General features: G+C 39.9%; 22 protein-coding genes and 1 other annotated feature. Of the genes, 16 read left to right on the top strand and 6 right to left on the bottom strand.

The annotated features are described in order from the left end of the window. Positions 1–30: 30 nt before the first annotated feature. From FC81_RS07865 to FC81_RS07935, 15 genes are all read left to right on the top strand, one after another. On the top strand, positions 31–381 hold the full coding sequence (locus tag FC81_RS07865) for an Arc family DNA-binding protein (RefSeq protein ID WP_057745344.1): 351 nt from the start codon (positions 31–33) through the stop codon (positions 379–381). Between the two features lie 30 nt (positions 382–411). After that, positions 412–1,221: an SPFH domain-containing protein gene (locus tag FC81_RS07870; RefSeq protein WP_057745346.1), complete on the top strand. Its 810-nt coding sequence runs from the start codon at positions 412–414 to the stop codon at positions 1,219–1,221. Positions 1,222–1,382: 161 nt separating this feature from the next. Beyond that, positions 1,383–1,970 carry a uracil-DNA glycosylase family protein gene (locus FC81_RS07875; RefSeq protein ID WP_201781899.1) on the top strand — a complete coding sequence of 196 codons (588 nt, stop codon included), beginning with the start codon at positions 1,383–1,385 and terminating at the stop codon, positions 1,968–1,970. 53 nt (positions 1,971–2,023) lie between these two features. After that, positions 2,024–4,135, top strand: a complete 2,112-nt coding sequence (locus FC81_RS07880; protein WP_057745353.1) for a cation:proton antiporter — start codon at positions 2,024–2,026, stop codon at positions 4,133–4,135. 369 nt (positions 4,136–4,504) lie between these two features. Further along, complete coding sequence (locus FC81_RS07885; protein ID WP_057745355.1) at positions 4,505–5,326, top strand: homoserine O-acetyltransferase/O-succinyltransferase family protein; 822 nt, start codon at positions 4,505–4,507, stop codon at positions 5,324–5,326. Between the two features lie 71 nt (positions 5,327–5,397). Next, positions 5,398–5,651: a binding site (T-box leader), on the top strand. A 98-nt stretch (positions 5,652–5,749) separates the two neighbouring features. After that, positions 5,750–6,592 (top strand): MetQ/NlpA family ABC transporter substrate-binding protein, encoded by an 843-nt coding sequence (locus FC81_RS07890; RefSeq protein ID WP_057745358.1) that lies wholly within the window; start codon positions 5,750–5,752, stop codon positions 6,590–6,592. 55 nt (positions 6,593–6,647) lie between these two features. Continuing rightward, positions 6,648–7,730, top strand: a complete 1,083-nt coding sequence (locus FC81_RS07895) for a methionine ABC transporter ATP-binding protein (protein WP_057745361.1) — start codon at positions 6,648–6,650, stop codon at positions 7,728–7,730. Beyond that, entirely contained in the window at positions 7,723–8,424 is a 702-nt protein-coding gene (locus FC81_RS07900) for a methionine ABC transporter permease (RefSeq protein WP_057745364.1), read from the top strand. The genes FC81_RS07895 and FC81_RS07900 overlap by 8 nt, the downstream gene beginning before the upstream one ends. 45 nt (positions 8,425–8,469) lie before the next feature. Then, positions 8,470–9,639, top strand: a complete 1,170-nt coding sequence (locus FC81_RS07905; RefSeq protein ID WP_057745366.1) for an ArgE/DapE family deacylase — start codon at positions 8,470–8,472, stop codon at positions 9,637–9,639. Positions 9,640–9,829: 190 nt separating this feature from the next. Beyond that, complete coding sequence (locus FC81_RS07910; protein ID WP_057745369.1) at positions 9,830–11,005, top strand: pyridoxal phosphate-dependent aminotransferase; 1,176 nt, start codon at positions 9,830–9,832, stop codon at positions 11,003–11,005. A 129-nt stretch (positions 11,006–11,134) separates the two neighbouring features. Next, complete coding sequence (locus tag FC81_RS07915) at positions 11,135–12,946, top strand: sigma-54-dependent Fis family transcriptional regulator (RefSeq protein ID WP_057745372.1); 1,812 nt, start codon at positions 11,135–11,137, stop codon at positions 12,944–12,946. Between the two features lie 530 nt (positions 12,947–13,476). Then, a complete protein-coding gene (gene lpdA, locus FC81_RS07920) occupies positions 13,477–14,817 on the top strand; it encodes a dihydrolipoyl dehydrogenase (RefSeq protein WP_057745374.1) in 1,341 nt (446 codons plus the stop codon). A gap of 67 nt (positions 14,818–14,884) precedes the next feature. After that, positions 14,885–15,853 carry a thiamine pyrophosphate-dependent dehydrogenase E1 component subunit alpha gene (locus FC81_RS07925; protein WP_057745377.1) on the top strand — a complete coding sequence of 323 codons (969 nt, stop codon included), beginning with the start codon at positions 14,885–14,887 and terminating at the stop codon, positions 15,851–15,853. Positions 15,854–15,875: 22 nt separating this feature from the next. Continuing rightward, the gene (locus tag FC81_RS07930) at positions 15,876–16,907 is read left to right on the top strand and encodes an alpha-ketoacid dehydrogenase subunit beta (protein ID WP_057745379.1); all 1,032 of its coding nucleotides are present in this window, start codon (positions 15,876–15,878) and stop codon (positions 16,905–16,907) included. 12 nt (positions 16,908–16,919) lie between these two features. Next, complete coding sequence (locus tag FC81_RS07935; RefSeq protein ID WP_057745382.1) at positions 16,920–18,137, top strand: dihydrolipoamide acetyltransferase family protein; 1,218 nt, start codon at positions 16,920–16,922, stop codon at positions 18,135–18,137. Positions 18,138–18,256: 119 nt separating this feature from the next. On the opposite strand, the gene FC81_RS07940 is transcribed toward FC81_RS07935, so the two are convergent. The 6 genes from FC81_RS07940 to FC81_RS07965 are packed head-to-tail and all read right to left on the bottom strand — an operon-like array spanning position 18,257 to position 24,364. Then, positions 18,257–18,760, bottom strand: coding sequence for a shikimate kinase (locus FC81_RS07940; RefSeq protein ID WP_057745385.1), 504 nt, complete (start codon positions 18,758–18,760; stop codon positions 18,257–18,259). Between the two features lie 5 nt (positions 18,761–18,765). After that, on the bottom strand, positions 18,766–19,860 hold the full coding sequence (locus FC81_RS07945; protein ID WP_057745388.1) for a prephenate dehydrogenase: 1,095 nt from the start codon (positions 19,858–19,860) through the stop codon (positions 18,766–18,768). Positions 19,861–19,864: 4 nt separating this feature from the next. Next, positions 19,865–21,178: a 3-phosphoshikimate 1-carboxyvinyltransferase gene (gene aroA / locus FC81_RS07950; protein WP_057745391.1), complete on the bottom strand. Its 1,314-nt coding sequence runs from the start codon at positions 21,176–21,178 to the stop codon at positions 19,865–19,867. 1 nt (position 21,179) lies between these two features. Beyond that, the gene (locus FC81_RS07955; RefSeq protein ID WP_057745394.1) at positions 21,180–21,710 is read right to left on the bottom strand and encodes a hypothetical protein; all 531 of its coding nucleotides are present in this window, start codon (positions 21,708–21,710) and stop codon (positions 21,180–21,182) included. A gap of 16 nt (positions 21,711–21,726) precedes the next feature. Next, positions 21,727–22,893, bottom strand: coding sequence for a chorismate synthase (gene aroC, locus FC81_RS07960; RefSeq protein WP_057745397.1), 1,167 nt, complete (start codon positions 22,891–22,893; stop codon positions 21,727–21,729). A 28-nt stretch (positions 22,894–22,921) separates the two neighbouring features. After that, a complete protein-coding gene (locus FC81_RS07965; protein WP_057745399.1) occupies positions 22,922–24,364 on the bottom strand; it encodes an MFS transporter in 1,443 nt (480 codons plus the stop codon). Between the two features lie 522 nt (positions 24,365–24,886). On the opposite strand from FC81_RS07965, the gene guaB reads away from it, so the two are divergent. Next, on the top strand, positions 24,887–26,371 hold the full coding sequence (guaB, locus tag FC81_RS07970; RefSeq protein ID WP_057745402.1) for an IMP dehydrogenase: 1,485 nt from the start codon (positions 24,887–24,889) through the stop codon (positions 26,369–26,371). Positions 26,372–26,561 lie beyond the last annotated feature (190 nt).

Raw genomic sequence — 26,561 nt, forward strand, 5'->3', positions numbered from 1 at the left:
CTGATCTCAACTTGCAAGGAAGTGATCTTCATGGAGGACATGGCAACATTCTTATTGCGGATGCCGCAGGCTTTGAAGCGAAAGTTGGAACAGCGTGCCAAACAGGAAAATAGAAGTGTTAATAGCTTGTTGCAAACGATGATCGAGAATGAACTTGAGTCGCTTAAGCAAATAGATACAGTAACTTCGCTTGAACATCGTCAGTTTATTGGGCAGGTCATCTCCAGTAAACAAATTGATCAGGAGAATGGATTGGTACAAGTAAATGGGATCTTTTATCGTTATTTGATTGAAAGTAACCAGAATTTTGATTCAACTAAGAGTTATATCGTGATTGAAGCTAACGGTAATATATTAACGTTGCGACCAGTTGTACTATAAACTTGTCCAGCGCTGCAGGGGGAATTTACATTGTTAGGAATTAAAATTGTACAGCAGAATTGTCGGGGATTAGTTGAGACTTTAGGAAAATATCGCAAAAGTGTTGAAGCTGGAATTCATTTTTATATTCCATTAGTTCAACGAGTTCGTTCAGTCAACCTAGCGATGCGTCCCTTACAGTTATCACAATATTCAGTTATTACGAAGGATAATGCCGATATTAAGGCCAGTGTGACACTCAATTACCACGTTACCGACGCCAAAAAGTACACTTATGAAAATACTGATTCAGTTGAATCGATGTCACAGTTGGTGCGGGGCCACTTACGTGATATTATCGGGAGACTAGATCTAACTGATGCGTTAGGTTCGACATCTAAAATCAATGCTGACCTAGCGGCTGCAATAGGTGATTTGACTAATGTATACGGCATTAATGTTGACCGGGTCAATATTGATGAACTGACACCATCTGTTGCGATTCAAGAAGCAATGGATAAACAATTGACAGCTGATCGAGAACGAATTGCGACTATTGCCCAAGCGCAAGGGCAAGCACAGAATATTAAGTTAACGACTGATGCTCAGAACAGGGCTTTGATCGAAACAGCTCAGGCGCAAGCGCAAGCAACTAAAACACGGGCAGATGCTGAAAGCTACCGGATTAATAAAATCCAGACTAGTTTGGAGAATGTTAATGGTAATTATTTTAAAGATCAAAGCATTCATGCTTTTGAAGGACTTGCAAGCTCTAATACTAACTTAGTTGTTTTATCTAAAGATGAGATAACAACTTTGGGTCAAGTCCCAGTTATCAAAAAAATGTTGGATCAAAAATAAAATTAAATATTAAATAAGGTTATTCCCAAAAGATCACGCAGACAAACTTTTGCAGTGGTCTTTTTGTTTGTAGTGTTTTCTTAGCAAAATCACATTTGGCTGTTTTGCGAACAATGCTACAATGTAAGAGAAGACTTTTTGTCGGGAGGGAAGTTATTTTGTTGAAACCAGCTTATGAGACAATCAACCAGAAAATATATAATGATTCACAGAATATAGCCTACACACAGAAGAAAATTAAGCCGCTATATTACGCAGACCCAAAGGCTAAAATTTTAATTATTGGACAAGCACCAGGCAAAAGAGCCCAGGATACCCATATTATTTGGAACGATCCTAGTGGAGTGAGATTGCGGCAATGGTTGGGTGTGTCGGATGAAGTCTTTTATCATTCAGGGAAAATCGCCGTATTGCCAATGGACTTCTACTTTCCAGGTAAAGGAAAATCAGGCGATTTACCGCCACGTAAAGGTTTTGCGGCTAAATGGCACCCAATATTATTAGAAACAATGCCTAATATTCAGCTAACACTTTTAGTTGGAAGCTATGCTGTTAAGCGTTATTTACACTTGAAAGGTTCAACTAAACTAACTGATGTCGTCCGAAATTATCAGAATTACATGCCTGAATATTTTCCAATAGTACATCCCTCACCGCGTAACCAAATATGGATGGCTAAAAATCCATGGTTTGCAGATGAAGTTTTACCAGAGTTGAAGAAACGTACAAAATTAATTTTAGAGGATTGAAACTTGAAGTGTGTTGAAAAGGCGTGGTCGGGTATGACAATGGAGGCAGATGAATGACATTTATTTATTCAATAATTGTGTTGGTTGCGGCGGTAATTGCAGCTAATTTTATTGCCCAAAAATTTACAGCTGTTCCGCAATCTGTTTGGCAAATTATTATTGGGTTAGTCTGTGCGATGACACCGTCAATGTCTAACTACATAATTAATTTAAATCCTGAGTGGTTTATGATGATTATCATAGCTCCCTTACTTTTTTTTGAAGGACAGCAAACGCAAGGGAAAACTATTTCACGAAATATAAGAAATATTATCCATCTTTCGTTTATATTGGCACTAATAACAATGATTATCATAGGCTGGATGATTCATCATTTCTTGGCGTGGCCTTTAGCAGTTGCGCTTGCACTAGCAGCTATTGTAACACCGACAGATGCAACAGCTTTAAATTCAGTTAATAAGGGCTTGGTTATGCCGCAAAAAGTTTTACGGTCATTAAACCTTGAGTCTATGTTTAACGATGCGACCGGAATTGTTATTTTAGAGTTGGCAATTGTGTGGATTAATACAGGTCATCTTGCGTGGAACGAAATATTATTGAAGTTTACTTTGGTAGCTATAGGAGGAATCGTATTCGGGTTAGCTGCAGGGATCTTGGTTATCCAAATACGTAAGCAACTATTACGAAGGCAATTTGATGATATGACTGCACAAGTTATGATGCAGTTGTTAACGCCACTAGTTATTTATGTAGTAGCTGAGAGAATAGGAGTTTCTGGTATTATCGCAGCAGTAATTGCTGGTATTATCCATCATGAAGAACGCAGCCGTACATTGCTGGTTTCGTCGCAAATGAATAATTTGATTACGCAACTGTGGAAAGTTATCACACAGTTATTAAATGGTGTTGTGTTTGTTATTTTAGGCTTGAGTTTGGCTCCTATTTTAAAAAATATTTTTACTCTTAAGCTAGAGGAAAGCATCAAACTTATTGTAATGGCTTTTCTTATTTATGGGGGGATGCTGCTGTTGAGATATCTTTATGTATTGTTTGATACTAAGAGAATAAACAGAACAATACCTGACCATTTATTTAAGGATGCTCTTATTTTTTCTGTAGGCGGTGTCCATGGTACAGTGACACTGGCGATGGCTTTTTCATTACCTCTGTCCATAGGTAATCACGATGTTTTTGCAACGAGAAGTAGTATTATAACAATCTCAGCTCTAATCATTCTTTTTAGTTTATTTGTTCCATTATTACTCTTGCCAAAGTTGTTGCCTAAAGAGCAAAAAGAATTTGCTGTTAATGAGCTCGATCAAGCTTATAGAGAGATTGTTAACGCGGCAATGGCTTATATCAATACACTTGAACTTTCAGATGAGCGCAAGTATAAATTAACGAGCAAAGTTCAAACTCAGCAAGTTCATGGATACAATAGCGATCCTACTGCTTGGAAGCAAATAACTGAGCAATTAGCTGATGTCCGTACTCAAACAGTGGAGAAAGCAATTAAAGATGGTTTGCTGTCAGCTGATGCGATCAAACTCTGGGATATTATGAATGAGGGTAAGAAACACAAGCATAATATGAAGAATTTTAAAAGAAGGTTTAAGTATTGGCAAATCTTAAATCATCTTTGGGCCAAGATACTTGAACTCTTTTTTACACCAAAACAGAGTAAAAAAAGGCAGATAAAAAAATATCAAAAAAAGATTAAAAAAATCGAATATAAAAGCAAGATTGCGAGTGCAGAAGAGCAAGTAGTCTTGCAAAATAAAATTACTAGACTTAAAAGAAGAATTTCACTTGTTCAGATTTATGGTAATGATTCGCAAAGAGATCGCTGGTTAAAAGCATTGCAAGAACTTGAAGATGTGACAGCTGACGAAACGGCTCAATTTGTTGCTGAGTTTGATAGGCAGAATACGGATAAGGGAATAGTTATTGCTCTACGTGAAAAAATTGCCAACGAGAAGTTGAGTGTATATAACCAACTTAGTGTAGGATCCCAGCAAAATGCAGACTTAATAAATGTTTTGCAGTTTGAACTAGGCTTCATAAAAGAACGTCATGCAGAAGGCACGTATAGTACTGATTTGACGAAGTCTTTGTATGATGACATTATTGCAGCACAAAGTCTTATTTTAGAAGTTGGTGCGTGATAATGTCGTCGTTGCCTAAAAGTTTAAGGAGTTTTTAGTTGTTAATAATTTGCAAATTGAATAAAAGCAAGGTAAAATTCAAATATAATTAACAGGACGGGTGAGGATTTGAGATGATGGTATCTCCTAAGATGAAAACAGAACAGAATTGTTGTTGTCGTATTTCGTGCGTAAGCATTTGGAATACGTCTGTTTGGAGATACAGTTGCTGTAGAAATTTTAAGCAATTTTGATTTATATCTTCTAAAAGAACGAACATTCTTTGCTTGAGGCACGAATCTTATAGAGATTGGTGCCTTTTTTGTACCCTCAATTAATAATATTAAGCATTAAAGTAAGTTCTATAAAAAATACCTAAAGGAGAAAAAAATGAAAAAGCAGCAGCGGCTTAAAATTGGGGTGTTGAACTTAATGCACAACAAGGAAGAATCACAAAAACAATTTACTAAAGTTCTGACCCAAGCATATTTTCCTATCGAATTGGTTTTTTATTATCCTAAAATGCACTACCAAAAGCGGCCAGTTCCCCAGAAATTACAACGAATAGCTAAACCATTGAATTTAGAAGAAGTTAAGCAATTAGATGGGTTTATTGTTTCAGGGGCACCGATTGAAAAAAAGGCTTTCAATGAAATATGGTATATGCCAGAGTTAGAGGCTTTATTTGATGTATTACTGGAGAACAAAATTGAACAATTGTATGTTTGCTGGGGTGCAATGGCGGCGCTGAATTATTTTTATGGGATACAAAAACAGATGCTGCCGGCTAAAATTTTTGGAATTTATCAAAACACTATTTATGCCCCAAGCAAACTTCTGGATAAGATAATGACCGGCTTTCTTGCTCCGCATGCGCGGTATGCGGAGATGGATCATAAGCAAATGAGCGCTCAAGCAGAACTTGAGCTTTTAGCTTCGGACATAAACGGGCATTTAACACTAGCTGAAGCAGTAGGACAGAAACAGACTTTTTTATTTTCGCACTTGGAATATGATAGAGATGCTCTTTTGAAAGAATATTATCGGGAAATAACAGCTAACCCTGAATATATCGAACGAATACCTAAACCAGAAAATTATTTTAGAGATTCGAAAAATATGGTAGAGCCCGTTTTTAGTTGGCAGAGAACGCAAAAAACATTTTATACAAATTGGTTAACTAGAATTTTAATGCAAAAATCATTATCGTAATAAATGTTGTTAAAAAGTCTTGACTTTAATGAAAAATACATTAAAATAGGATTATAACATTTAGACGAACGATAAACATATAGAAGAGTAGAGTACACGTTGGATTTTCTAAGAGAGCTTCTGGTTGGTGTGAAGAAGTGTGGAGAAGATGTGGAAGATGGACTTGGAATGGCAGTGGTGACGTTTAGCCGCTGACGGTGTTGCACCCGTTAATGATGCAAGGTTATACTGGCTGACAGATATCAAGTCGGTGTATCTTAGCGAGACAGTTTGTGTAAGTAAACTGTGAACAAAGGTGGCAATCACGGAAGTATCCGTCCTTTTTTAGGGATGGGTGCTTTTTTTGTTTCCCTAAGTTAGAAGATACATCTTAATATGTTTATCGGGCGGATAGAATCAAATCTATTTAAGGGAGAGAAGAAAATGAAAAAATCATTAAAATATCTTATTGGATTAGTTGTATTGTTAGCGATTGTTGTTGCGGGTTACTTTAGTTTTGGTGGTGGAAAAAAAGCTAAAGCTGAAACAGTCACAGTTGGTGTTATGTCAGGATCAAAACAGGATGACCAAGTTTGGAAAGTTGTTGCGAAGACATCCAAAGATAAGTATAACTTAACCTTAAAATTCAAGAAGTTCACTGATTATTCTCAGCCCAATAAGGCTCTTGCTAGTGGCAATATTGATCTTAATTCATTTCAACATTACGCCTTCTTAGATGAATGGAATAAGGCTAATAAGACGAATATTGAAGCCATTGGTAAAACAATTATTACCCCGATTCGGCTGTATTCGAATAAGGTAAAAAACGTTAAGGATATTAAAGACGGTGCAACGATTGCTATACCTAACGATGCAACTAACGAGTCGCGTGCACTGTATGTTCTGAAAAATGCCGGTTTGATTACGTTGAAGCCTAATACTAAGTTGGCAACTATTAAGTCGATCGTAAAAAACCCGAAGAATCTGCAAATCAAGGAATTGGATGCAAGTCAGACAGCACGGTCATTGTCAGACGTTACGGCAGCAGTTATTAATGGAAACTATGCTCAGACAGCAGGGATTAATTATAAATCCGCAATTTATGTTGAACCCGTTAACAAGGATTCTGAACAATGGATAAATTTAATTGCTGCTAACAAGAAGGATAAAAACAAAAAAGCATACAGGGAAGTTGTTAAGGCATACCAATCAGAAGCAACTAAGAAAGCAATTAAGGATGTCTATGGAACTTCTGAATTACCAGCGTGGGATATCAAATTAAGGTAAGTTATTGAACTATTTGTATAAGAAATAGTCCTTGGGGAAAGTTATGAGGTGCAAAATGGCAGAGAAAATTATTGAATTGGATAAGATCAGTGTCACCTTTAAACAGAAAAAACAAACGATCGAAGCTGTAAGAAACGTTTCACTCACTATTAATAAAGGAGATATTTATGGTATTGTCGGTTATTCAGGAGCAGGAAAGTCAACCCTTGTCAGGGTTATAAATCTGCTGCAGCGACCTTCTTCGGGTAGCGCTAAAATCAATGGGGATCTTTTTTACGAAAAGATTGGTAATCATGAGAAAGTAATTGATAGTAAAAAATTAAGAAAAAAGCGTCGTAAAATCGGAATGATTTTCCAGCATTTTAACTTGCTTAACGAACAGACTGTTGTTCAAAACGTTGCCTTTGCGCTTAAACATAGTTCATTAAAGGAAAAAGAGATTAAAGAAAAAGCATTAAATCTGCTGCAGCTTGTGGGCCTAGAAGAACGTGCAGATTCTTATCCGGCACAGTTATCTGGTGGACAGCAGCAGCGGGTAGCGATTGCAAGAGCTTTAGCAAATGATCCAGAAATATTAATTTCAGATGAAGGAACGTCTGCTTTAGATCCTAAAAACACACTTCAGATTTTAGATTTACTGAAAAGATTAAATGAAGAGCTGGGACTAACTGTTGTGCTGATTACACATGAGATGGAAGCTGTTAAACGAATTGCTGACCGTGTAGCTGTTATGGAAAAGGGTGAGGTACTAGAAACGGGTGATTTGTTAGACATCTTTATAAATGCTAAACACAAGTTAACTAGGGAGTTTATTGGAACAGAAAAGGAATCTGCCAAGGCTCTTGCAACACTTGGAAAGTCTAAATTGGTTAAACTTGGTGATGATCAGGAATGTGTTCAATTAACATATATTGGTTCAGCGGTTGGCGAGTCATTAATAGTTAAGCTCTATAAGGATTTCGGGGTTGTTGCCAGCATAATATACGGTAATGTTGAGATCTTACAAGAAACGCCTGTCGGTTCACTTTTTGTAATTATTAAAGGAAGTACTGCCAAAAGAAAACAGGCAATTGAATTCTTAAAAAAACAGGACATTATTGTAACTAGAGTGAAGGAGGGTGAAGTCTTAAATGGTTGAGCTTTTTACTAAATATTTTCCAAATGTTGTCTATCAAGGTTGGAGCGGTGATGGTGGTTGGCTGCAAGCAATTGGTGAGACACTTTACATGACTTTTTGGTCCGCTCTTTTTGGTGGAATTTTAGGACTTGTTTTTGGAATAGGACTTGTTCTGACTGATTCAGATGGAATTATTCCTAATAGAGGGGCCTTCAGCTTTTTTGATAAAGTAGTTTCCTTTTTCAGAGCTATTCCATTTATTATTTTGCTGGCCTTTATTGCACCGGTAACTCAAAAAATTGTTGGGACTCAAATTGGAACAACTGCAGCACTTGTTCCACTTTCATTAGGTGTTTTCCCCTTTTATGCCCGTCAAGTTCAGGTCGCATTAGCTAGTGTTGATCGTGGAATTATTGAAGCAGCACAGTCTCTGGGAGCAACATTCAGTGATCTCATTTTCGATGTCTACCTGCGTGAAGCACGTTCGGAGTTAATCAGAGTAACAACGGTAACGTTGATTAGTCTGATTGGCTTGACCGCGATGGCAGGAGCAATTGGTGCTGGTGGGTTAGGAAACATGGCGATTGCTTATGGTTATAACCGTTTTGCAAACGATACAACATTTATTGCTACTTTACTGGTATTGATTTTTGTATTATTAGTTCAGTTGATAGGTGATCTATTGGCACGGATTTTGAACCATAAAAATAGTTGAAGTAGTTGTGTAGACATATTTATTTTTGGAGAGATGCGATGATCTATGAAGGAAAAAGAAAAGTTAAAAATACTAACCGATCTGATAAAAATACATTCTGTGAACGGCAATGAATTTGAAGTTGCTAAATATATTGCTGCATTATTTCAAAAAAAGAATATTAGTGTTAGAATTGATCGTTTTGACAGCAATCGAGCTAATTTAATCGCTGAAATTGGAGAAAAAAGGGATAAAGGTGTTTTGTGCTTTACTGGTCATCAAGATACCGTTGCTGTTGGGCAGAAAGATGGCTGGAATTATGAGCCTTTTTCAGGAAAGGTTGTCGCCGGAAAAATTTATGGTCGTGGAGCAGCTGATATGAAGAGCGGCCTTGCTGCGCAGATTATTACATTGCTGGAATTGGTAGAGGAACAGCATATTCCGGCGGGGATGGTCCGTTTTGTTGCGACGGCTGGTGAAGAATATGGAGCACAGGGTGCATATCGTTTGAATGATCAGGGTATGATGAATGATGTCGCTGCATTAGTAGTGGGTGAACCTACAAGCGGTCAAGTTATTTACGCACATTCGGGAAGTTTGAACTATCAAATTAAGAGTTACGGCAAGGCAGTGCATAGTTCACGACCAGGTCAAGGAGTTAACGCAATAAGCGGCCTGATGCAGTATATCAATGCCGAGCAGACCTTGTTTGATGATGTCCCGCTAGACCCTTTGTTAGGTAATGTCCAACATAGCATTACGGTTATTAAGGGGGGGCAACAAGTTAATAGCATTCCAAGTTATGCAGAGATTTACGGTAATATTCGGCCAACCAAAAAGTTTAACAACAATCAAGTTATCGAACGGATTCAAAAAAAAATTAAAGAAATTAATCGTAAAAGTTCGTTTAAATTAGTATTTTCAATTGTGCATAATTTTTATCCAGTTGGAACTTTACCACAAAATTGGTTTGTTCAACTCGTACAAAAGATCACAGATGATGAGTATCCAGATCGTGAAATTAATTTGCGGACTATTAATGGAGCAACAGATGCTAGTGTTTTTATCCAGAGTAAACCAGAGATACCAGTTGTTATTTTAGGTGCTGATGCGTGGAAAGAAGCCCATCAGTTGAATGAATATACAACAGTGACCAGTTATTTGACAACGATTCAGATTTATAAAAAAATAGCGCTGAATTTTTTTAAGCAAGGCAGGCCAGTAAGTGTTGTATAGGGCAGCAAAGGCTAAGTGCCAAATTGGAATTATTGAGTATAGTAACTATTTTATTAGAAATAATTCTGAATTAGATAGGAAGCTTCAGTCCACAGAGTTTGTCCATATAGAGCGATTGAGAAGCCGAAGCGAAATTAGGCTTTTGACTAAGCTTTTCGGAACATCAAATTAGATTAGAAGGAAATAGCTGATGAAATTTAACAAATCACAGATATTAGGGGAATTACCAGAGCAGTTCTTTGCAGCATTAGTTGCGAAGGTTAATAAAAAAATCGCGGCAGGAAACGATGTAATCAATCTTGGACAAGGAAATCCAGATCAGCCGACATTTGATTATATAGTTAAAGCACTTGACGAGGCAGCACAGGATCCGCAAAACCATAAGTATTCGCCGTTTAGAGGATTGGGCGAGTTAAAAAAAGCTGCTGCCGCTTTTTACGAAGAAGAATATGGTGTTGCAGTTGATCCTGAAAAGGAAATTGCTATTTTGGGTGGGTCAAAGATCGGCTTAGTTGAACTGCCATGGGCATTGATGAATCCGGGTGAAAGACTACTTTTACCTGACCCAGGGTACCCAGACTATTTATCAGGTGCTGCTTTAGGGAAAGTAGATTATGATACTGTACCGTTGCGGGCAGAAAATGCTTTTTTACCTAACTATAATGAGATCCCCGAAGAAGTGGCTAGAAGGGCTAAGTTTATTTATTTGAATTATCCAAATAATCCGACTGGAGCCGTTGCAACTAAAGATTTTTATGAACAAACAGTGGCGTTTGCTAAGAAATATAACATTGGGGTCGTAAGTGATTTTGCGTATGGAGCATTAGGCTTTGATGGTTATAAGAACCCAAGTTTTCTGCAAGCAAAAGGTGCTAAGGATGTTGGAATTGAAATTTATACATTTTCCAAAACTTTCAACATGGCGGGATGGCGTCTAGCGTTTGCAATTGGCAATCCGAGCATTATTGAAGCTTTGAACCTGATCCAAGACCATTTATTCGTGAGTGTGTTTCCAGCGATCCAAAAGGCTGGTATCGCAGCTCTCCGTTCACCGCAACGAAAAAGAGAGGTTGCCGCGTTACAGGCATTATATCAAGAAAGACGGGACGTCTTTCTTGCCGAGGCGGCTAAGATCGGTTGGAAAGCATTTGTGCCTGGCGGAACTTTTTATGTATGGATGCCGGTGCCAACGGGATATACTAGTACGAGTTTTGCTGATCTCTTACTTGAAAAAGTTGATGTTGCCGTAGCTGCCGGTCGAGGCTTCGGTTCTATGGGTGACAATTATGTTCGTATTGGCCTGCTTGTAGATTCAGCAAGATTATCTGAAGCAGTTCACAGAATTGGAAAACTGCATTTGTTTTAATGCTCCATAAAAGAATTACTGACTGCTCAAGCACAACTGATTAGAAAACCGAAAAAGTAGTAATAAAAGCGATCTCATATATAATATAAGTGAGAAACGCTTTTTTTGGTTAGAATGGGGGCTGAGCATATGCAAAATCAGCAATTGTGGAAACAATTCATTTCAGGAAATCGATTTGCAGCTGATATGTTAGACACTAAGATCGCGGAGTCATGGAAGTTTTGTTCACGAGCAGAAGTTGATCCATATCTGTCTAAGCCGCAAAAGATCCTTTCGGCAGCAGAACTGCTTAATAAGCAGCAGCAGTATAGTAAGCTGATCGAAATTGTTAAAGAACAGATTAAAAGGATTGAAAGCAGCTTTATTCTGGAAAAACCAGTGTTTATCTTGACTGATGAAAATGGGAATATTTTATGGCGGGATGGTAATTTACAAGCCCAAGAGCATGCAAACGAGTTTTACTTTAGAGAAGGAACGATGTGGACAGAACTTAATGTTGGGACGAATGCTATTGGAATCGCCTTACGGACTAAACGAGATGAGCATGTTACTTCAGATGAACATTATGCTTATGCATCAAGGCAGTGGAGCTGCTCAGCCTCACCGATTCTAGATGAAGAGGGAGACGTTTTAGGCGTCTTGGATATCTCCACGTTATATAACGATTCGGCTAAGGATGCCTTGTTATTACTGACATTACTAACGCAGCGGATATCCAATGTTTTGATTCGTGAAGAACTTGAGCGGCGGAAAGAATTACTGCAGTATTGTGTGTTACACCAACCAAATGAACTTCTATGTGATACCCATTTTAAACTTGTTAGTGTACCTGAAAAAGATAGTGAACGTTTTGAATTGGGAAGTGATATCCATAATTATATTGATACAAAAACGATTTATAAAAGTGAAAAGATCTATTTTAAGAATAAGTTGATTGGTTATAAAATGCATATTTTTACTAAATCACCGCATCCAAACAAGTTCTATTATCCTGGTGTACCCACAGCTAATAAGGCCTATAGTCAATTTTTAGAACGTATTTTAAAGCTAGCAAGCAGCAACTTGCCAATCCATCTTTTCGGTGAGTCGGGAACAGGAAAAGAAGTATTGGCACGGACCATACACTATAATAGCGCGGTGAAAGAGGGCCCGCTGGTAGCGATTAACTGCGGAGCTTTAAGTCAAAATCTACTTGAAAGTGAACTTTTTGGTTACGCTCCAGGCGCGTTTACAGGATCTAATGCTAAAGGGCAGAAGGGGAAGATTGAGCAGGCTGACGGTGGAACGTTATTTTTAGATGAAATTGAGAGTATGTCTAGCCAAATGCAGACAGCGCTATTACGTGTGATCGAAGAGAAAAGAGTTGTACCAATCAACGGCGAACCGCGAAAAGTCTCTTTTCGGCTAATTACTGCCAGTAACCGCGATTTACGCTCTTTGGTTCAGCAAAAAAAATTTCGTGAGGACCTTTTTTACCGGATTTACGTCTGCCCAGTTCAAATCCCGCCTTTGCGTGAGCGCAAGGAAGACCTCCAACAGTTGATCACTGCTTTTTGCAAGAAGAAGAAATGGCATCTAAGCTGGCAAGACGAACTTTATGCTATTAGCCAGACCTATTCGTGGTATGGGAACATTCGTGAGTTCAATAATTTCTTGGAACGGCTATACCTCTTTTATGAACTGCAGCAGCCAACGAGTACACAGATCAGACAGTTGATAGAAGCAGGTGCAATTTGTGGTTCTAAGGAGCCAACAGGAGAAACAGCTGGGCTTACCAAAGTAGCTGAACATACCTTACCGCTTCAAAGTCAATCTAAGGAAGTGAAGAAACTGCAGAAAGTGTTAGAACAGAATCACTATCATATTAGTAAAACAGCTGCTGAACTATGTATCTCACGGACAACTTTGTATCGCAAGATGAAAAAGTATGGTTTAAGGTAACTTCAGGCACAGAAAATAGATAGTTACAAAATGTTTCATTAAGAACGTTTTGTTCAGAGGTAAATGTAACATTAAATGTTCAAAAAGAATTTCTAACAAGAAGACTTTTGAAAGTAAATATATTTTTTGCTAAATTATTAATGAGTAAGCTTTTGGAAAGGCCCTAGCTTAAAAGTCAAATTTTAGGCAGGGCCTTTTTTGATTGGAAATAAAAATACTAGCAGCGCTAAAATGATTTAGATTGTTGGAAGCGACTCGTGTTAAAAAAACTGCTATCTCGGTAATTACACCTTAATAGCAACAGCACTTCTTTTTAAGTCCTACTTTTTCTGTGAACAAGGGCGAGCGGATACTGGAAAATAATAGCTAACTGAATAACAGTTTAAATAAAAAAATGGTGTTAATCCGCTAATGTACGCCTGATCTAAGCAACAAGTAGAAATAGTCCGTTATTTGAAAATTATTGGCATGGAAGTTGCTTATAAATAAATGTGAGAGGAAGAGCTTTTTTGCGAGGGGGGAAGTAATTTATGGCAAGTTATGATGTTGCAGTTGTTGGAGCGGGGCCTGGCGGCTATATTGCCGCAATTCACGCCGCTCAACTTGGGAAAAAAGTAGTAGTGATCGAGAAAAAAGATATTGGCGGTGTGTGTTTAAATGCTGGCTGTATTCCATCTAAGAGTTATTTAAAGCATAGTCATTGGGCGTTAGCTGCTCAGGAAGCCAGTCAATTTGGATTGTCTATGGAGATAAAAGGTGTTGATTTTCCTAAATTAGTTCGGCGAAAAGACCACGTAGTTGCAACTCTGCAAGGCGGAATCAGGCAGTTGTTCAAAGCAAACCGAATTACGTATATTGAAGATGAGGCTGTATTAACTAAAGAACACCAGTTAAGTGTTGCTGGCAAGGTAATTGCTGCAAAGGATATTCTTTTAGCAACAGGCGGACACCCCTTTGTTCCACCGATTAATGGGATCGATAAGGTTGAATATCTAACTACTGACACCTTTTTTAAAATGACTGTTCTTCCACGAAAACTAGTTATCATCGGCGGTGGGATCATTGCAGTTGAACTTGCCTTTGCAATGCAGCCCTTAGGCGTAGAGGTTACCTTGCTTGAGGTGGCACCAGATATTTTGCTGACTGAGGATGAAGAAGCACGTCTGATCGTTAAGCAAAAACTGCAAAGTATGGGAATTACGGTTAAGGTAGGCGTCAAAATCAAGCAAGTTGTTTCTAAAGAAGTTCAGCTGACAGATGAAGTCTATAAATTTGACCAGCTACTGGTTGCAACTGGTCGAAAGGCAAACCTTGAATTAGTAAAAAGGGCTGGAATTGATTTAGATGAGGGCCAGCGGTTTGTCAAAGTCAATCAACATTACCAGACAAGTCTTCCCCATATTTATGCTATTGGAGATTTGATTGGTGGTTATCAATTAGCCCATGCAGCCAGTGCAGAAGGCCTTAGTGCAGTAGACGCGATCTGTGGTAAGAAACAAGCACCGGTAGCGCAGCGCTATATTCCGCGCTGCCTATACACAGATCCAGAAGTTGCAAGCTTTGGATTAAGTGCAGTACAAGCTGCGGAAAAGGGTTTTGATGTTGTTGTTAAAAGTGGCTCTTATACCAGCAATGGTAAGGCGATTGCAAGTGAAGAAACAGCTGGTTTTGTGAAGATTATCAGTGAAAAGAAATACCATGAGATCCTTGGTGCGGTTATCGTTGGCAGCAATGCCACTGAAATGATCCATACTATCTTAGCTGCTGCTAAGGCAGAAGGAACAGTTGATGAGTTAGCCGATGTTATCTTTGCGCACCCGACGTTATCAGAGTTGACTGGGGAAGTTGCGCAAACGATCCGACTTAGTTAGATATCAAATGAATGAAAATTTTAAAACAAAGTTGTTTTTGCTTTAAAGACATGAGGAGGTAATAAATATGGAGAAATTATCAAAGGAACGTGCAGAGTGGATTTATAAGAAAATGAATGATATTCGTAACTTTGAAGATGAAGTGCATCAAATTTTCTCGACAGGTTCTATCCCAGGCTTCGTCCATCTTTATGCAGGTGAAGAAGCCATTGCGACAGGTGTCTGTGCACATTTAACTGATAAGGACTACATTACCAGTACTCACCGTGGACATGGGCATTGTATCGCTAAGGGTTGTGATTTGGATAAAATGATGGCTGAGATTTATGGAAAAGAAACCGGTCTATGCAAGGGTAAGGGCGGATCAATGCATATCGCAGATATTGATAAGGGAATGTTAGGTGCTAACGGAATGGTTGGTGGTGGTTTCCCAATTGCGATTGGAGCTGCTCTACGTAACAAGTACTTAAAGACGGACGATGTTGCAGTTTGTTTCTTCGGTGATGGAGCTGCTAACGAAGGAACTTTCCATGAGAGTATCAATATGGCATCTATTTGGAAATTGCCAGTTGTGTTTGTGAATGAAAATAACTCATATGGTGAAGCTACTCCACAAACATATGCTTCAGGTTCAAAGCATATCGCTGATCGGGCACCGGCTTATGGTATCCCTGGTGAAACAGTTGATGGGAAAGACTTAATGGCCGTTTATGAAGCAGCCGGTAAAGCGATCGATCGTGCACGTAAGGGTGAGGGGCCAACATTGATTGAATGTGTAACTTACCGTAATTATGGGCATTTCGAGGGTGATGAACAAAAGTACAAAGCTAAGGAAGGTAAAGAAAAAGAACTGGCAGACCGTGATTGTATTCCAGAGTTTCGGAAATATGCAACAGCTAAAAAATTACTGAGTGCTAAAAAAGCAGATCAGATTGAAAAAAGTTCCGTTGAAGATATCGAACATGCGATCAAGTTTGCTGAGGAGAGCCCTATTCCAAAACCAGAGTCCCTGTACGAAGATGTTTTTGTTGATTAAACAGTAGAAAGGAGAATGCAACATGGCTAGACGAATAACATTTATGAAAGCGATCAATGAAGGCTTGGATATGGCAATGGAAAAGGACGATCGGGTGATCCTTTTGGGCGAAGATATTGCAGGTGGCGCGACAGTTGATCATTTATCAAAGGATAATGAAGATGCTTGGGGTGGAGTTTTTGGTGTAACTAAAGGACTGATGCCTAAGTATGGTCGGGAACGTGTAATCGATACCCCTATTTCTGAAATGGGCTATATGGGGGCTTCAGTTGGAGCCGCAGCAACTGGTTTACGTCCGGTTCCAGAACTGATGTTTAACGATTTTATTGGCTTTTGTTTAGATACATTGTTAGCACAAGGCTCAAAGATGCGTTATATGTTTGGTGGCAAAGCTAAAATTCCAATGACAGTTCGGACTTGTCACGGTGCAGGAGCAAGTGCAGCTGCGCAACATTCCGGTTCTTATTATGGAATGCTAGCTTCGATTCCAGGTATCAAAGTGGTTGTTCCTTCTAACCCATATGATGCAAAGGGTCTGTTGATATCAGCGATCGAGGATGATAATGTGGTTGTCTTCTCAGAGGATAAGACACTTTATGGTATCAAAGATGAAGTTCCAGAAGAATATTACAAGGTTGAAATCGGTAAGGCGAAAGTCAAACGTGAAGGTACAGATCTAACGATTGTGACAATTGGTAAAATGCTTTACGTTGCATTGGAAGTTGCAGACCGGTTGGCTAAAGACGGAGTTGATGTTGAGGTAATTGATCTTATTACAGTTGCTCCTTGGGATCAAGAAACGGTTATTAATTCAGTTAAGAAAACAGGCCGGCTGATAATAATTGATGAGGCTAATCCACATAACAACACAGCAACAGATATTGCTTCTGTTGTAGGGGATCAAGCATTTGATTACTTGGATGGACCGATTAAAAAGGTTTGTGCACCAAATACACCAGTTCCATTTGCAACTAACTTGGAACAACTATATTTACCAGATGCAGATCGGGTAATTGAAACTGCGGCCGAGTTGATTGACGACTTGAAGAAATAAGGGGGTGTTAGCATGGCAACAGAGATCATAATGCCAAAACTTGGCTTAACTATGACAGAAGGAACGGTCTATGAGTGGGTTAAAAACGAAGGCGATGAAGTAAAAAAAGGCGATGTCGTTGCAACAATTAGTTCTGAAAAACTGACTGCCGATGTTGATGCTCCTGCTGACGGAACACTAATTAAAATATTAGTGCATGAGGGTGAAGATGCTAAGTGTCAGGCCCCAATTGGTTATATCGGAGCTGCTGGAGAAGCAGTTGGTGAAGGTGGAGCTGAAGAAACAGCACCACAAGAGGCAGCACCAGTTGCTGAACAAACACAGCCGCAAGCTGCCGAGCAGCAACCAGTAATGCAACAAGGTAGCGAAACCCAAGACCGTGTTTTCATTACTCCGTTAGCACGTAAAATAGCTGGAGAAAAAGGGTTTGATTATCATCAAATTAAGGGGACTGGCGGTAATGGGCGAATAACCAAACGTGATGTTGAAAACTATGTTCCAACCGCACAACCAGTAGGAGCAAGTACTACGGCATCCACGGCTGGAGCCGGTCTAACAGGAATGCGTCAAATAATCGCGCAGCGAATGATGAGCAGCCTGCAGAATACAGCCCAGGTTACTTTACAACTTAAGGCTGACATTACTAATTTAATGGCCTTCAGAAAAGACCTAAAGCAGAAAGTAAACCAGCCGTTAGTTGATGGACAGTTGAGTTTAACGACGCTTGTCACCAAAGCTGCTATCCTGGCACTTAAAGATACCCCAGAAATGAATGCATGGTATCATGACGGCCACTATGAAAAAGTTACGGACATTAATATTGGGATGGCAGTTGCAGTTGCTGACGGGTTAGTAGTTCCAGTCGTTAAGTCTGCTGGTTCGATGACGTTAACAGAACTAGGTAAGTCCCTAAACACAGCAATAACTGATGCACGTGACGGCACATTGGACAGCAGTGCTTACAGCGGTGGAACCTTTACGATCAGTAATTTAGGTAAGAGTGGGGTTGAGTACTTTACACCTGTAATCAATCAGCCTGAGATCGGTATCTTAGGTGTGGGGACACTCTTGAAAGAACTTGTCCTTAGTGACGAAGGTAAGATCAAACAACTGCTTAAATTACCACTAAGTTTAACATTTGATCATCAAATTATTGATGGGGCACCAGCAGCAGACTTTTTGGCAGAGATCGTTTCTTACTTAGAGGATCCGTACACACTGATGCTGTAATTAAAATATAAGTTAAAAAGCATCTTGGCAGCACTTGGGTTAACAGCCGTTTTAAAGTTGACTAAGAAGGTTTTCTTTAAAGACGGTTGGGAACTCAGTGGGCAGGGTGCTTTTTGCTGTCATTTTTGCTTTAAGAAACTCAAAATACGCTTGACGATAGTTTGTGGACTTAGACCATCAGTTTGAATAATTAGGTCGGCGCATGTATGATACTGTGAACGACGGGCATCTTTTAGGGAAACAAGGTCGGTCTTAGTGAGTGAGTTAACTAAGGGTCGGTCATGATTGTTGTGGACACGTTCAAGAATAGTGTCAGCCGCAGCTTCTAAGAGAATAACTGGGGTCGCAGTTTCCTGTAAGACTTGCAGATTAGTAGCTTGAGCAGGAGTCCCACCACCAGTTGAAAGGACTCCATCACGTGTGAGTGTTTCTAATAGAAGTTGGTGTTCGAGTTGGCGGAAGTAGTCTTCACCGTGCTGTTCAAAAATATTTGTAATGGGACATCCGGCTGCAGCTATGATTTGATCATCTAGGTCAATGTGCGGTAAAGCCAGTTGATGAGCTAAAAGTTTACCAATAGTAGTTTTTCCACTACCCATAAACCCGATTAAAATAGCTTTCATGTGTATTAATCCTTTCTTAAAATCGTGTAATGTGCATGTGTCAGTATCTTGACAGCTTGTGCACGGTCATTTTCTCGCATAAAGGTAAGTTGTAAAACGCCATCCAAATCCTCTCTAATTTCAAGAATGTGAATATTAACAAGGTTGATTTTATTAAGCGCAAGTAGTTGTGTGATTGCTGCAAGCGCACCAACTTGATCAGGAATATTGATAAATAAATCAAAGAAGTTCGGTAGTTGACCAACCTTTTCAGGGCCAAGTTCATCCCGGCTGTTTTTGGCAGTTTTAAAGAATGAAAAGATCTGGTCATGGTCATCCTCCATGATAGCTTTTTGGATCTTCTGCAGCTCATTAACGTATTGACTGATTTGTTGAATAATAATGGCTGAGTTTGATTGTAAGATCGAGCTCCACATCGTTGGATCAGAAGAAGCGATTCGCGTAATCGATTTGAAGCCACCGGCAGCCATCCGCATCCCTAAGGGTGAGTCAGCAAAAAAGACTTGGGTTTGATTGACAAGTGCGGCGGCAATAACATGTGGCAAGTGACTGATCTGACCAACTAATTGATCATGTTCTTGTGCAGAGAGCAACAGCCACTTGACGTGTGCTCCTTGAAGCAAGTTTTGCAGTGCTAAGTATGCGTCATCTGGGACTTTGGTTTTGATCATAAAGTAAAAAGCATTTTCAAAAAGGTCAGCTCGACCTGCTGTGACACCGGTTTTATGCGAACCAGCCATAGGATGTCCACCAATAAAAGTGATTCCCTTTTCTTGTAAAGGAAGTGCGGCTTTGAGTACCGCTTGTTTAGTGCTGCCGACATCAGTAATAATAACGCTCTTTTTTAAAGGCAACTGGGCTAGTTGCTGCAGATCATTGATTATTTCAGTAACAGGGGTAGCTAAAATAATAAAATCGGCGGCAACAGCGGCGGTTAGCTCGCGTGTGCTCTGATCAATTAGGTGATGTTTTAAAGCATAAGCTGTTGTCTGAGGATCTGCATCGTTGCCGATGATAGTAAAGGTTGGGTGCCGTTTACGAATAGCTCTGGTTAGAGAACTGCCGATCAAACCTAAGCCTTTAATAAAGATGGTTGTCATGAGATTACAGCTCCTTTTCTTTAGTAAGTAGTGAATTGAGATCGACAAAGAATTCAGGATAGGAGACAGCGACTGCTTCAGGATTACGTAGTAGAAGAGCGGTGGTTGAACGTAGAGCGGCGATAGCCATCATCATCCCAATGCGATGGTCGCCATGACTATCTAACGTTGGATCAACGGGTCGCCATGTTTCTTGTCCTTCAATAATCAAACCATCAGGCAATTCTTGAATAGAGACACCAAGTTTGCGTAATTCTTGTGCGATCACCGCAATTCGATCAGTTTCCTTGAACCGTAATTCTTGTGCGCCTGTGATGGTGCTTCGTCCAGGAGTACATGCGGCGAGTAACGCAATCAGCGGCAACTCATCGATGATTGCTGGAATATCTTTTTCACCCAGATCAAGTGGTGAAAGGTCCGCTGACCTTACACGAAGATCTGCGGCGGGTTCGCCAGAAGAAGGCAGCGCGGTAACTTGAATATTAGCCCCCATCTTCAAGAGAGCATCTAAAATACCCGTTCGAGTGGTATTGATATTGACATTGCGTAATATAATATCTGAATGAGGAACGATCGTTGCTGCTGTGAGAAAAAAGGCCGCTGATGACATATCGCCAGGAACATCAACCGTTTGACCTTTGAGTTCTGGCTGCGGCTTGACAGTAATAGTTAAATGATCTGGTGCTGTCTGTACATCAGCACCAAATTTACGCAGCATGATCTCAGTATGATCACGGGTCGGCAATTTCTCAATAATCGTTGAGGAACGATCTGCTTGAAGAGCGGCCAGGATCAAGGCACTCTTAACTTGGGCGCTTGCAACGGGTAATTTAATGTGAACCCCGTGGAGTGGCTGTCCAGTAATTTTTACTGGAAGAGTTCCAGCCGGTGCTGTTTGGATGTCGGCGCCCATTGTACTTAAAGGATCGCTTACCCGCCGCATGGGTCTTTTTTGCAGTGATGAATCACCGGTTAAGACACTCTGAAAATCCTGACCGGCAAGTAATCCCATTATTAGGCGTGTAGTTGTTCCTGAGTTGCCCATATCTAGCGGGTTAGCCGGTGCTTGTAAACCTGTGAGGCCTTGACCATGGACAACAATATCGTTTCCCTGTTCAGTGACTGTAATACCCAAGTCGCGGATAGCCTGAAGGGTACTTAAACAATCAGCCGAGTGTAAAAAATGTTTGATAACAGTTGTTCCGCTGCTTATTGAGCCTATGAGAAGTGCGCGGTGCGAGATACTTTTATCGCCGGGAAGCAGCAGTTCACCGTGTAAACCTGCTGTTGGTTGTGAAATTAGTTTTCTTTTACCCATTTTATAACCCCTTAATTTGATAGAGACTCCAGATCATTTGCGGTTCGTAACGTGCAATAATTTTTTCCTCTGAAGAAAGAACGATATTTTTTTCATTAGTCAATGTATATTGTCCATCATGCAGGTATTGTTGATAGGCAAGGTACTTACTAGCCGAGTAATACATCTGCTGTGGATGGACTTTTGCGGCCAAAAGCTTAGCTGTCGCGGGATGTGAATAGGCGATCCCGCTTTTTCGCTGACAGTGTTCAATCATCACCAGTGGGTTTAAACGATGTATAAAGCAATCTTTTAGCTCCAGTTGATCAAGATATTGATAATGCAACTCACCCCAAGTTAGATTTAACGCGACTGATTTGAAAGCAGTTGGTATGAGCAGGAAATCATTCTGATACTGGGGAAGAGCGTTAATAATATCCGTGTAGCTAGCGGAAAGAACTATCTGGGCTTTAGAGAGCGCGTTATGTTGTATATAATACTGCGCAGCATCATTACTATCAGTTTCTTGTGGACCAAGAGTATGAATGATCATTGAGTTCACCTCGAAATTAGTATTCTTTTAATTCTTGCCGGTAAACAGTTAGTTCTTCCTGCAGGCGAGATAGGCTGCTGCTTTCAAAAGTATCGGTGATCGCTTTAGCTAGTTCAATCGCAATAACACTTTCAATTACAATTGACGCAGGAACGATTGCCGTCGTATCTGATCGTTCAACGTTTGCTTTTTGAATTTCCCGGGTTTTGAGATTAACACTTTGAAGTGCCTTGTAAAGGGTGGGGATAGGTTTCATGGCAGCTTGGATAATAAGTGGCATACCATTAGTCATTCCACCTTCAAAACCACCAAGATGATTAGATAATCTACTCCAGCCAGTTTCTTTGTCCCATATTATTGGATCCATCACTTCACTGCCAAAGTTTTCTGCAGCATTGAATCCATCTCCGATCTCAACACCTTTCATGGCATTAACGCCTACTACAGCTGCAGCTAATTTAGCATCTAATTTTGTGTTCCAGCTGCTATAGCTACCTAAACCAGCAGGAACATTTTCCGCGACGACACGGATAATTCCACCAAGTGTGTTACCAGCGCGCTTAGTATCATCAATTAATTTGTGAATAGCTGGGACTTGATCTGCATCTAGAATACGTAAGTCATTTTGTGTAATCTGGCTGTTTATCTGTGCAACAGCCGTTGGTAATTCTCGTGCACCAGAGATTTTACCGATTTGTTGAACATAGCCAACCAGTTTGATATCTAACTGATTTAATAATTGCTTACAAACGTTTCCGAGTGCAACTCGCATGGCTGTCTCTCGTGCAGACGAACGTTCTAAGACATTGCGCAAGTCTGTATGCCGATATTTCATCCCACCAACTAGATCTGCATGTCCAGGCCGAGGACGATCAACCCGGCGGAGGGTATTCGTTGGGGTTTCAGGGCTGACAGGATCCATAATGTTGGACCAATGTGAGTGATCGCGATTTTGAATAGTCAGTGCCAACGGGGATCCGAGGGTTATTCCATGGCGTAGCCCACCGACAACACGTACTTGGTCATGCTCTATTTTTTGCCGATTACCACGACCGTATCCTCCTTGGCGATTTGCGAGAGCTTGATTGATCTGGTCGATATCGAGTTTTAGACCAGCAGGTAGGCCTTCGATAATCCCTGTTAATTGTGGACCATGTGATTCACCAGCAGTTAAAAAGTACATATAATATTACCTCCAATAGTTTGATAGTTTAATTGTTATTTTGTCGTTTGTTTTCTTGATATTTACGAGAATGAGCCATTATTTCAGTGTAGATCTCCTGTAAGTAAGGCAGTATTTTTTTATCTGAGCAGTTAGCTGCAACGTTAGCCAGCACTTTTTCTTCGCGTTTACTGTCTAAGACAGGAATCTTTAATTCCTTTTTGAAGGTGTTAATGGTATTTACTTCTTTGAAACGCCGGACCAGAAGCCGAATAATTATTTTATCTAGTAGTGAAATCGTTCTTCGTGTCCCAGCGATCGTCTTCTGTCGACCTAAAGCCAGCCGAACGATTATTACGAGAAGCAAACTAGCACTGCCGATCAATAAGTCAAACTCAAGTGTTGCTGCAATACTTTGCTTAGATAACCAACCTGTGATAACTGGGACTGTAAATGAAGCTAAGCTACCAAAAGTAAAGAAAACTCCTGTAACTAATCCTTTAGTCCGTGGGTACAGTTTTAAGAAGGTGTTGAGGCCAACTTGCATTACACCACTAGCGGCAGTTAGACCGAAAATAAAGGCTGCTAGTTGAGTGACCCATGCTATATGAATGAAACAAATGATAGCTAAGGACAGGAGTGCAGCGGTATTTAATGTAACTAGCAAGGTTAGTTCTGAAAAGTGTTTGCGTAACAGCCAGAACATAATTAAAACGCCGCTGATAGAGCCAATACTGTAAAGTGAGAGTAAAAAATGTGCGGCAACATTACCCATGTGTAGGATCTCAGTCGCGTACATTGTGATCCATTGTGTGAAGAGGATCATCAACGCCATTGAAGTATAACCGTAAAGTGCAAGTGCAGCAGTGATAACGGCTTTCTTTAATTTACCAATATCTTTCCATGTACCAAGCAATACTTTGGAAGTTTGATTGGCTTGAGGAAATTTTAATGGTAGTAATAAGAAGAAGTTGATGATCAGTACTGCCGCTGCGAGAACAAAGGACCAACCAAACCATAAGTTATTGTTTTCTAGTGAAACAACTAATAGTGGTAAAATAAACTCACCTAAGGACATAAAAGCCTTGATCAAAACATTTGAAGCACTTTCGTTACCACCTAATTCGACAAAAGTCGTGTATGTGCCTGAATCAAGCGCGGAGTTAGCGATCCCAGCAATGATCGCGAGCAAGTAAGCAATCTGAATATTAGGAGCGGCTAACATCCCTAAGAAAAAGAGGCAGTAACAGATCATTCCCAGCATGATAAAATTCTTGCGGCCGTAGCGATCAGACAAAACACCTAGAAGCATGTAGGCAAGAAGGCGTCCGATTCCTAAACCAGATATAACGTAAGAGACGGTAGCTAAGGGTGTTTGCCACAATTTGCCTAAAGTTTGCATGTTTTGTGCTAAGATAATTAAGCCGATACCATGAACGAAGTAATTTAAGTATAGGCTGAGTGAAAGACGTTGCCGCATATGTGAATTCATTGAAGATCCTCCTTAATTATTAAAAACAAAACACCAGCTAGACTTTTGTCATCCAGCTGGTGTTAATCATCAATAATTGGAAAAAGAAAAAACTCATGCAGCCAGCTAGACTTTTATTAAGTGTCTAGCTGACAAAGAAAAATAACCTTGCAACTTTAGACACAGACGTGTAAGCAACGTCCGCATCTGAAAGTACGGACGTTTACATAAAGTAAGCAAAGCTGTAATAATAAAGATTTGTTTGCAAAGTTTTACTATTAGCCAAGGTCATTCTTCCTTTCCTGTTAATAAATTTAGTATAATTAAAACATCATTAAGCGTTTAAGTCAATATATAATTTTAAATTAATCTTGCTGTTAGAGAAGAGACGATTCAACCAGATATTTTGCTTTCTAGAAAAGGAATCTTAAATACTACTTTAATTATCCTGAGAGTTTTTCTGAAAAATAGATGAGAATGCTTGCTTTTACTGGTAAAATTAGTTAAGTTAGAAAATAAAATATTAAAAGGAGCGCTATTGTAATGTCCAACTGGGATACTAAGTTTACGAAAAAAGGATTCACTTTTGATGATGTTCTACTAATACCGGCAGAAAGCCATGTTTTACCGAATGATGTTGATCTAACTGTCCAACTCGCTAAGAATATCAAATTAAATATCCCTGTCATTAGTGCTGGAATGGATACTGTAACTGAGTCAGCGATGGCAATTGCCATGGCACGACAAGGTGGTCTCGGTGTTATCCATAAAAATATGACCATTGAACGGCAAGCAGATGAGGTCCGCAAAGTTAAGCGGTCTGAGAGCGGCGTAATTATTGATCCGTTTTTCTTAACACCTGAAAGTTCGGTGGCAGAAGCAGAAGGTCTAATGAAGAAGTATCGCATTAGTGGTGTCCCAATTGTTGAGACATTACAAAACCGTAAATTTGTGGGGATCATTACAAACCGCGATTTACGTTTTGTAACTGATTTGACTGTTCCGATCGATGATGTCATGACTAAGGAAAACTTAGTAACTGCACCAGAAGGAACGTCTTTGAAAATGGCAGAAGCTATCTTACAGAAACATAAGATTGAAAAATTACCAATGGTCGATGACAACGGTAAATTAACTGGTTTAATAACAATTAAAGATATTGAAAAAGTTGTGGAATTCCCTAATGCGGCTAAGGATCAACATGGCCGGTTACTGGCAGCCGCTGCAGTCGGTGTTACAAGTGATACTTTTGACCGGGCACGCGCGTTGTTGGATGCAGGTGTCGATGCTATCGTAATTGATACAGCTCATGGACATTCCGCAGGTGTTATCCGTAAAATCAAAGAAATTCGCCAAACATTCCCTGAAGCAACTTTGATTGCTGGGAACGTTGCAACTGCAGCAGCAACAAAAGCTCTCTATGATGCGGGCGTAGATATCGTTAAAGTTGGGATTGGACCTGGTTCGATCTGTACGACACGTATCGTTGCAGGTGTCGGTGTTCCTCAGCTGACTGCTATTTACGATGCAGCCAGTGTTGCTCGCGAATACGGCAAAACAATTATTGCTGATGGTGGGATCAAGTATTCCGGTGATATTGTCAAAGCTTTAGCAGCTGGCGGGAATGCTGTAATGCTCGGTGGAATGCTTGCCGGAACTGATGAAGCTCCTGGTGAAACAGAAATTTATCAAGGGCGTCGCTTTAAAACCTATCGTGGTATGGGGAGTTTAGGCGCGATGGATAGCAAGCATGGTTCATCTGATCGTTATTTCCAAAGTGGTGTTAACGAAGCTAATAAACTTGTCCCAGAAGGAATTGAAGGTCGTGTGGCTTACAAGGGTAGCCTTTCAGACATGGTATATCAATTAGTCGGTGGGCTACGCGCCGGTATGGGTTATGTTGGAGCAGCACATCTGAAGGGCTTGCAAGACGATGCCCAGTTTGTTCAGATTTCAAATGCTGGTTTACTTGAATCACATCCACATGATGTTCAGATTACCAAAGAATCACCTAATTACAGTAAATAAATTAATTTAATAGAATTATTAGAGGAGCTATGCCAAAAGTTAACTTTTGGCATAGCTCCTCTTTTATTCCGTATAAACGTGTTCCATAAGTCAAAATTCTCCGTCTAACTTCGAATCACTCATAGCGAAGTACGCACTATGTTCGTAATTTTGAGTTAGTACTCAAATTTTCCCGACTTTGTACTGCCTT

It is taken from the genome of Liquorilactobacillus capillatus DSM 19910 (genome assembly GCF_001434915.1).
Taxonomy (GTDB): Bacteria; Bacillota; Bacilli; order Lactobacillales; family Lactobacillaceae; genus Liquorilactobacillus; species Liquorilactobacillus capillatus.